The following is a 9,251-nucleotide window of genomic DNA, read 5'->3' as shown; positions in this document are numbered from 1 at the left end:
GAGTACCTACATAAAAAATAATAGACCTTCTCTATTTAAAAGCCCGATTTATGATCGGGCTTTTTTTATGTGAGAGATGTTTTGCCGTAGGAGTCAATGTGCTTCCTTTTACAAATGAAAAAGAACAAATTGGCTTACACCTACCAACGGTAGGTAGGTCCTCGGATTTGGATCTTTATCTTTTACGGCCAAGTAAGTGAATTCTTTGCGTCGAAAGAGAGGGAGTCTCGTCCAGAAGTCACCATCCAGTTTAGCACTTTCGCAGCAGTCTGTATCCCACTTGGAACTTCCCTGATTTTAATTTTAATCCAAAATTCAAAAATGCTCATACCAGATTTGAATCGAAGGATAGACTTTTCAAACAAAGGTATTTGTCCAATTCATAAACTTTGTCGCTTCAAGACAGTTTTCTCCCCAACGCAAAGTCTGAAACAATTAGACAACTATGTCTTGATGATTAATAGAAAAAATATTTTACCGCTACTCAATGATAAGCTGCTTTCTGAGGAAACTCGGGAAAGAGCTGAAAAAATCATTCTTACTATTGCACTATTAAGTTTTTTTATTCATTTAGGAATAATCTATTTGTTGAAATTTAATTTTATAGAATTATCAACAAACTCAGAATTGCTGGAGAATCCGATATCTGCAGTTTATACACCCTTTTCTTTTATTCTTATCTATGAAGTTTACCTTTTAATTTATTACTTGCCCAAGTCTTTTACCACATATATAACTAAACAGTATGAAATTATCACACTTATAATTATTCGAAAACTATTTAAAGATTTATCATCTTTAGAACTCTCTTCAAATTGGTTTGAAATAAAAGGTGACCTTCAATTTACTTATGATATTGTAGCATCAGTTTTACTTTTCTATTTAATATTTCTATTTCTAAAGCAGGGAAAACGAAAAATCGATACTGAGGAAGGAATGAATCCCGTGATCGAAGGATTCGTAAAAAAGAAAAAGCTTATCGCTGTAATTCTAGTGCCACTATTTTTCTTTATGGCCTTGTACACCTCAATTAATTGGTTCACTGGAAATTCACTTTCTCCCAGTGAATTAAAACCATTTCAAAGCATAAACAACCTCTTTTTTGACGAGTTTTTTACGATTTTGATTTTGGTAGATGTAGTATTGCTCTTAATATCATTCTTCTATACCAACAAATTTCATAAAATTATAAGAAACTCTGGTTTTGTGATTTCAACTATTTTAATCAGAATGTCCTTTGGAGTAAGCGGGATTATTAGTACTATTTTAATTGTAGTAGCTGTTCTTTTTGGTCTAGCTATACTGACAATTCACAACAACTACGAAAAAAATACTTTTCCTACTGAGTAGTGGATCCGTAGCCAAAGCCTACCAGGAGCTACGCAAAGCGTTTAAATTCTCACACTAGTTATCCCAACCTGAGTATAATTAAATTAACACTGCCGTTTCTGTGCTTATGGACGCCTTTTTTTAACTAAATAAACCCGCATTTAAACTCCCATAGACCGGAAGTTATAATAGTGGTGACCAGCAAAATACAGACAACACAGCTAGATAAATCAAGTACAGATTGAATATAATTAGCAAAACGCCTACAAGCCAGTCTCAACCGCATTTTTGACGGTAATTCGGACCTCGATCATTTTGGAAAGCACTTCGGCTGGGAGAGTTATGGTTAATACAACCATAACGCCTACTTAACAGCATTTTATTGTACATAGATTACTTTTAGAGCTTCATTATAAATAAAAAAGTATCCAAAAATCTTATGTCATCCACCACTTAAATTCCTAAATTTTATGTATTCAAAACTACTATTCTATAAATTCATTCGTGTTTCTGCATGGTTGATTACTTTGGCTGGTTTTTGCGCTAGTCCATCTGATGTATTTTCTAAAAATGTCGATAATGAGGTGCTTTTGAAAGTAAAAGACCCCCTATTAAATTTGGAATCCATACGGCAAACAATTTCAGGTACAGTTACTGATGAAACAGGATTACCCTTACCCGGAGCAACAATTCTTGTAAAAGGAACAAAAAAGGGCACAATAACAGATTTGGATGGGAAATTTACTCTTGATGTCGAAGCAGATGCTATTCTTCAAATTTCTTATTTGGGGTATATTCCAAAAGAGGTTTCAGTGAATGGGCAATCAATCCTGGTGATCCAATTGGCCCCAGACAGTTCACAATTGAGTGAATTTGTGGTGGTCGGTTACGGTACCCAAAAAAGGTCAGACGTTACTGGATCCATTGCTTCTGTAACTAGTGAGAATTTTAATATGGGAGTGGTTACAAACCCAGGTGAACTGATTCAGGGTAAATTGGCCGGCGTTTCCATTGCCTCAACTAGTGGTGAACCAGGTGCCTCACAAGATGTAATAATTAGGGGTATCGGAAGTTTGCGTTCTGGAACACAGCCGCTTTACGTGGTCGATGGCTTTTTGTTAGACAATTCCTCTACGGGCATTTCCACCAATCCTCTGAATTTTCTTAACCCTGGCGATATTGAAAGTATTGATGTGCTAAAAGATGCCAGTGCTACGGCAGTATACGGTTCCAGAGCAGCTAATGGAGTAGTGGTAATTACCACTAAAAAGGGACAAGGAAAACCTCAAATTAATCTTTCGGTATCTACTGGTGTGTCATCTCTTTCCAATAAAATAGATGTTTTCGATGCCGACGAGTTTCGTAGACAAGTAGTGGCCGTGGGTGGAACATTGGAAGACTTAGGGGGAAATACGGATTGGCAAGATCAATTATCCCAGACTGGGGTATCATCAAATGTCAACTTCTCCATGAGTGGAGCCACTAAGGAGAAATTTTCTTATTTCTCATCCATCGGCTTTCAGAATCAAGAAGGAATCTTGAAAAATAGCAATCTGAAGCGCTATTCAGGGAAATTGAACATGAATCAAAAGGCATTCAATGGTAGGTTGAACGTAGATTATAACCTTACGGCCTCCCGAACGGAAAATTTGCGCCCGGACATCGGATCAACGATAAGCGATATGCTTAGTTTGAATCCTACAGTTCCCGCATTTACGGACGGTAAACCCACCTTATTGACTACAAACGCCTTAAATCCGATTAAACGGTATGAGCTTTATAGTGATATGGCAATCAATAACCGGATTTTGGCGACTATTTCACCATCAATCGAAATTCTGGATGGTCTTGTTTATAAGCTGAACCTTGGTGTTGATTATTCCGCTACCACAAGGGATCAACAGTATAAACCCTTTCCTTCAGTTGTAAATGAGTCCAATATTTCAGATGGCTCATTGAACAGTGAAATTAGTAATAACACCAATCAACTGGTAGAGAACACGCTTACTTATAACTGGAACAAGGATATTCACAATGTTACCCTACTTGCGGGTCATGCTTACCAACAATTTTTGGATGAAACCAGAATATTTTCTTACCGAGGATTTGCAAATAATAATATTGATCCAAGGTTTCAAGACCAGACTAGTACAACTCAATATCCTACTTCAGTAAATTCGGGTGCATTTAAGAACGAGCTGCAGTCTTTCTTCGGCAGACTGAACTACGGTTATGCCGACAAATATTTGTTTACTGCAACGTTGCGTGCCGATGGATCCTCAAAGTTCGGGGACAACAATAAATATGGTTATTTCCCTTCTTTTGCAATGGGATGGAACCTTAGCAACGAAGATTTTATGGCGAATTCGGTTTTCAACAACTTAAAGTTGCGTGCAAGCTGGGGCAAAACGGGTAACCAGGAGATTCCCTCCAAGATCACAAAAGCAAGTTTTTCGGAAAATAGATTAATTACAGGGGGCGGCAGTCTCAATACGTATCCTATAGATACCGACGCCAACTCAATTGGTGGTTATCCATACGGAATTGTTTTTACACGTTTGGCAAACCCCAACCTGCAATGGGAGGTTTCTACACAAATCGATTTGGGAATTGATTTCGCATTCTTTAATTACCGTTTGACAGGTACATTAGATTATTTTAATAAGCAGTCCTCCAATGTATTGTTGGAAGTTGTTCCTGCAGATCCTGTTGAGCCTACTGCATTATTTTGGACGAATATTCCAAATATGATAATCCAAAACAATGGTGTTGAATTGTCATTGGATTACAATAACGATGCTAAGGGAGACTTCTCATATAATATCGGAGGCAACATTACCTTCATTCAAAACGAGGTAAAGGATTCACCCTATTCGGTATTGACTACAGGGTCGGCCCAAGGTTCTGGCCAAACAGGTGCAACTATCAATGGCTACATTAATAACGAGCCGTTAGGGGCATTTTATATGCTTCAATTTGATGGTATCAGTGCAGATAATGGCCTCAACATATTCAGTGATATCAATGGAGATGGTGCAGTATTGGACAATGACCGAAGCGTAGTTGGCAGTGCGATTCCAAAATTTATCTATGCGTATTACCTGAATATTAAGTACAAGTCTTTTGACTTAGGATTCAACTTCAATGGAGTAGCAGGTAATAAGATTTATAATCATACGACTATGACCCTGTTCAATAAGGCACTGTTGGCCAGGTCTAATAATTCAACTGATTTTGCCGTTCAATTCCCCAATGAGGTGTTGAGCAATGCCAATACCGTATCCACACGTTATTTGGAGAATGGCTCTTTCTTAAGATTGAATAACGCTACACTGGCTTATAACTTAAGTTCTGATAAGATTGGATTGGGGGATGCGTTCCAAAATATCCGTTTTTCGCTAACAGGTCAAAACCTATTTGTCCTAACAGAATATTCAGGATTTGACCCTGAAGTCAATACAGGATCCTCGTCAGCCGGAATTCAAACCTTCGGTATCGACCGTTTTACCTATCCCAGGGCTAGAACGTTTTTAGTCGCTCTTAATTTAACATTCTAACGATTCTTATAAAATCACATAAATATATAATAATATGAAAAACAAAAGATTTTACAGAACACTGCCGATAGTGGTGTTTTTGTTGGCATTTTTTGGTTGCACTGACTTAGGGGAAGAAATTCTTGACGAGTCTCTTACCGGAACCGGCCAAGCCGAAGTCGTTAGCGGGTCCATTGCGCCGGTTTATGGACTTCTCCGTCAGGTGTGGTTACATACGGCTAATTTTGGACTTCAAGAAGTTGCCTCCGATGAAGGCATCCTTCCCTACCGTGGGGGTACGGACTGGTTTGATGGGGGTAAGTTCATAGCTGTTCACCAACATCTGATGACCCCCGGCAATAGCTTGATAGGGGATTCTTGGACATTTATAACTTTATCTATATCAAGAGCGGTCATAGCCGAGGATAGATTAAGCCCGGTGGCTGAAATGGGTGATGTAAAAGCACAAGATGCGCTTTACGAAATGATAGCCATGAAGGCATACCTAAATATGTTGGCACTTGATAATTGGGGCCTTGTTTTTAAGAAGGAGAGCTCGGACCAACTATCTGAAATCCTTAGGGGACAAGAAGCCATTGATTATATTGAAAGTGAACTTCTATCAGTCGTTCAGGTCATCAATAATGATAAGGGTCCCGGCAGGTTTACAAAAGATGCAGTGAGTGCTCTGTTGGCACGCTTATATTTGAATGCTGCCGTGTATCGCGATCCTTATGGCACCCCCAACTTTGCGGCAGCCGATATGGATAAAGTCATACAATATACCAACGATATTATTTCGGGACCATATTCCTTGTCGGCTGAATATTTTGAACTATTCGATGATAGTAACAATACTAATCCTGAAATAATATTTTCGCTTGATCAAAGGGGAGTCCTTGAAACCGAGCACAGCCGATGGGCCTATTGGCCAATATCCGGCGACTTGATACCAAGACCAGAATTCCCGAACACACGCGGAACGGATGCGGTAGCAGCTACTCCAGATTTTTATCAGACTTGGATAGATGCCTATGGCAATATAGATCCGGCAGATGCTGATGCCCGTTTCTTTAAGGAAAATACAATTATACCCGAAGATCTTAAAGATCTTACCGGGGTAACACCAACGAATGATTCAGACCATTTTTATTGTATTGCGGCGAAGGAATTTGAAATCGACAGGGGGTTGCTTCGTGGTATTATATGGGGTCCCAGAAAAGACGGAGGAGGCAACATTTTAACTTGCGACGATGGACGGGTGCGGATATATCCAGTAATCAATAGAAGAACAAGTGGCGCAAACCTGAAGTATGTTGACCATACGCGCAAAGTAGATTTTACCACAGAGGGTAGTTTACATAACGCCGGTTACCGATTCTCAAAATATCAATTCAGTAGTACCGCTCCGAATTGTTGTGCGTACAGTAGCGTTGATATTGTCTTGATTCGTTTGGGAGAGATTTATTTGATGCGGGCCGAGGCCAAGTTGAGAAAAGGTGACAATGCTGGTGCTTTGGCCGATATCAATACCTTAAGAACCTCCAGAAATGCTCGCCCGGCACAGACTCCAAAGGCATTGACTTCCATTGACCTGGATATGTTGTTCCGCGAAACAGGATTTGAGCTTTACTGGGAAGGTTTTAGAAGAAACTATCAAATACGGTTTAGTAAATATGAGGGAACTTGGACAGGGAAAACCGATAGTGACGTTAATAAAAGGCTGTTTCCGATTCCTCAAAGAGCGATTGATGGAGCTTCTAGTGAAGTAGGTTTTTTAGTACAAAACCCAGGATATTAAACTCCTAAACCATTTCATAAATACGGCAAGAAAGTTTATTTCTTGCCGTATTTTTTTTACTACGAAATTGATGTTTTAAATCTGAAAAGTTTGGACCCGAAATATGAGCTAGACTGACCTCTCTCAGGTAGCCTAGGAATTAATCCTTTTAATCACCTAAGCTCATCACTTCTTCCAAAATACTCGCGGTACTGGCTAACCGAAACAAGTTCTGGAACACCTCGCACTCTAGGCATATTATTCAAGAGGTATTTGCATTCAATGGTATTTATAAATGCGTCCAATTTTTCCCGTTAGAATAATCCTCTTTTTCATCTATGTCCACCATATAAGGCGTATTCGAAAACTTTAAGAAATAGCCTTTTCGAGTCGTTTCTGTTCGCCTAAACTGTTTAAAAGCACTCCTATATTATAATGACCTCAATACTTAATTGAGTAATAATCCCCTCAACCTCTGGTATTTAATTGAGAAATAATATCCTCAGAAATCTGTGAATATTACAACTTATTTCCTAAAATGTGTAGCATTACCGCTTTTCAAAGCATTTATTTTTGAAGCATCATATTTGGACTATCAATCCTTACGCACACAGAAATTTTAATGGTTTGCGGATGTAAGATTGGTTTACATGTCATTGCCAAAGTATCACGAAATATGCCTTTACAAAACAATATAGTCTCAGAAAAAGAAATCATCGGAATGCTTCAAGAAAACAATCCTGTAGCATGGAGAAAATTGTATGATAAATACGCCTCAGCTATGTACGGGTTGATCTATAATCTTACAAAAGATAAATTACTTGCAGAAGAAATTTTTATGGGTGCTTTCCTTGACTTAAAACAAAAACAAATTCTTTCAAAAACTAAATATGCATTTTGTCCTGCCATTTTGCGATACACATATTCTTATACAACAAATCATTTAAAAGAAATTGGTATACCTCCCAAAAATTTAAATCCTCCTAAAGAAGCCGAACTAGTACATCTGCTCACTACTCAATGCAATTCACTGAATGAGGCAGCTTCCATTCTTAATATATCTCTAAAAGAAGCTAAAAAAAGACTTCACTTTGAATTTTCAAATCTCCGAAGGCTGAGTAATATTCCTTCAAATCAACGCAGATTGTAAAGTAGCGCAAGATTTATAAAATATCTAAACATTAAAATTGTACACAAAAAAATTAAAGTAAAAATGAATTATGCTAAGCTTAAAAAATATTTAGCCTGCAAAAATAGCCTCCCTATTTTAACGGCAGCATGTTTACTCTTATTTGCATCATGCAATAATAGCAAAACTATAACTGATTCCAGTAGCATGGAGAATTCAGAAACACTTATGGCAGACTCATCAAACACTACAGTTAATCTTAAACCTGCAGATCCAAAACCAAGCTGGGGAAAAGATATGACAGATCCTATGGCTGTGGTGATAGAAAAGCTAGTAAGTTTTAAAGCACCACCGCTCATCAGCTTATCAGCACAGGAAGCAAGAAAGCAACCCACACCTGCTGATGCTGCCATGGCTGTAATTAAAGAGCATAAAATTTCGGTACCGGCTAGCAATCTGGATACTGTGGGAAGAGACATCGCCGTGCCGGGAGGTAAAATCCATCTTCGTATTTATACACCTAAAACAGGCAAAGATTCATATCCCGTAATTGTCTATTATCATGGCGGTGGATGGGTAATTACTGGCATTGATACTTATAATGCTTCTGCAGAAGGACTAGCCAATCAGGTAGAAGCTATAGTAGTTTCCGTGGCTTACAGACAGGCGCCTGAACATAAATATCCAACAGCACACGATGATAGTTATGCTGCATACAAATGGGTAGTTGAAAATGCAACTTCAATAAAAGGTAATCCCAAAAAAATTGCGGTGGTAGGTGAAAGTGCAGGAGGTAACCTTGCTGCAGCGGTAAGTATAATGGCAAGGGACAAAGGAATACAATTGCCGTCATACCAGGTATTGGTATATCCAATTGCCGGATACGATTTTACCACTTCGTCTTACAAAGAAAGTGAGAATACTAAGCCATTGAACTCAGCATTGATGAAATGGTTTTTTGACAAATATCTAAAGAATACTGCTGATGGTAAGAGCCCGATGATCTCTTTGGTGGATGCAAATTTAAAAGGTTTGCCAGCTACGACAATTATTGGAGCCGAGTACGATCCTTTAAGAAGCGAGGGAAAATTACTAGCTGACAATTTGAAAAAGGCAGGCGTAGCTACTAATTACAAACTTTATAACGGAACCACACATGAGTTTTTTGGTATGGCAGCCGTTGTTGAACAAGCTAAAGAAGCACAAGCATTAGTTGCAAATGATTTAAAGTCAGCATTCAATAAGTAAGGCGTAATTTTAAAGTAATCTGTATGCTATTTGAAAATTGAACTATGGTACAAAAGAAAAAAACAACAGTGGTAAATAAAATTAGTATAAATAAGGGAATATTACTTGAGGCAAATTGAAAAAAACCAAAATCGGAAGGGGCGCAATCATATTTCAAAAAATAATCGTTTTACAAAAAAGTGTCAAATGCAAGATCAAAATAAAAAATATAAATAGTCTGTATGTATGC

Annotated in this window: 5 protein-coding genes; all 5 read left to right on the top strand. The window is 38.1% G+C overall.

The annotated features are described in order from the left end of the window. Positions 1–453 precede the first annotated feature (453 nt). Complete coding sequence (locus BVH04_RS24600) at positions 454–1,350, top strand: hypothetical protein (protein WP_086544111.1); 897 nt, start codon at positions 454–456, stop codon at positions 1,348–1,350. A gap of 449 nt (positions 1,351–1,799) precedes the next feature. Next, positions 1,800–4,886, top strand: a complete 3,087-nt coding sequence (locus BVH04_RS24595) for a SusC/RagA family TonB-linked outer membrane protein (RefSeq protein WP_086544110.1) — start codon at positions 1,800–1,802, stop codon at positions 4,884–4,886. Positions 4,887–4,920: 34 nt separating this feature from the next. Next, entirely contained in the window at positions 4,921–6,666 is a 1,746-nt protein-coding gene (locus BVH04_RS24590; protein WP_086544109.1) for a RagB/SusD family nutrient uptake outer membrane protein, read from the top strand. Between the two features lie 655 nt (positions 6,667–7,321). Continuing rightward, on the top strand, positions 7,322–7,795 hold the full coding sequence (locus BVH04_RS24585) for an RNA polymerase sigma factor (protein ID WP_116116401.1): 474 nt from the start codon (positions 7,322–7,324) through the stop codon (positions 7,793–7,795). Between the two features lie 186 nt (positions 7,796–7,981). Further along, positions 7,982–9,022: an alpha/beta hydrolase gene (locus BVH04_RS24580; RefSeq protein WP_240511058.1), complete on the top strand. Its 1,041-nt coding sequence runs from the start codon at positions 7,982–7,984 to the stop codon at positions 9,020–9,022. Positions 9,023–9,251: the final 229 nt, after the last annotated feature.

This window comes from Algoriphagus antarcticus (assembly GCF_002150685.1).
Classification (GTDB): domain Bacteria; phylum Bacteroidota; class Bacteroidia; order Cytophagales; family Cyclobacteriaceae; genus Algoriphagus; species Algoriphagus antarcticus.
This window is presented reverse-complemented; position numbering and strand designations above follow the sequence as displayed.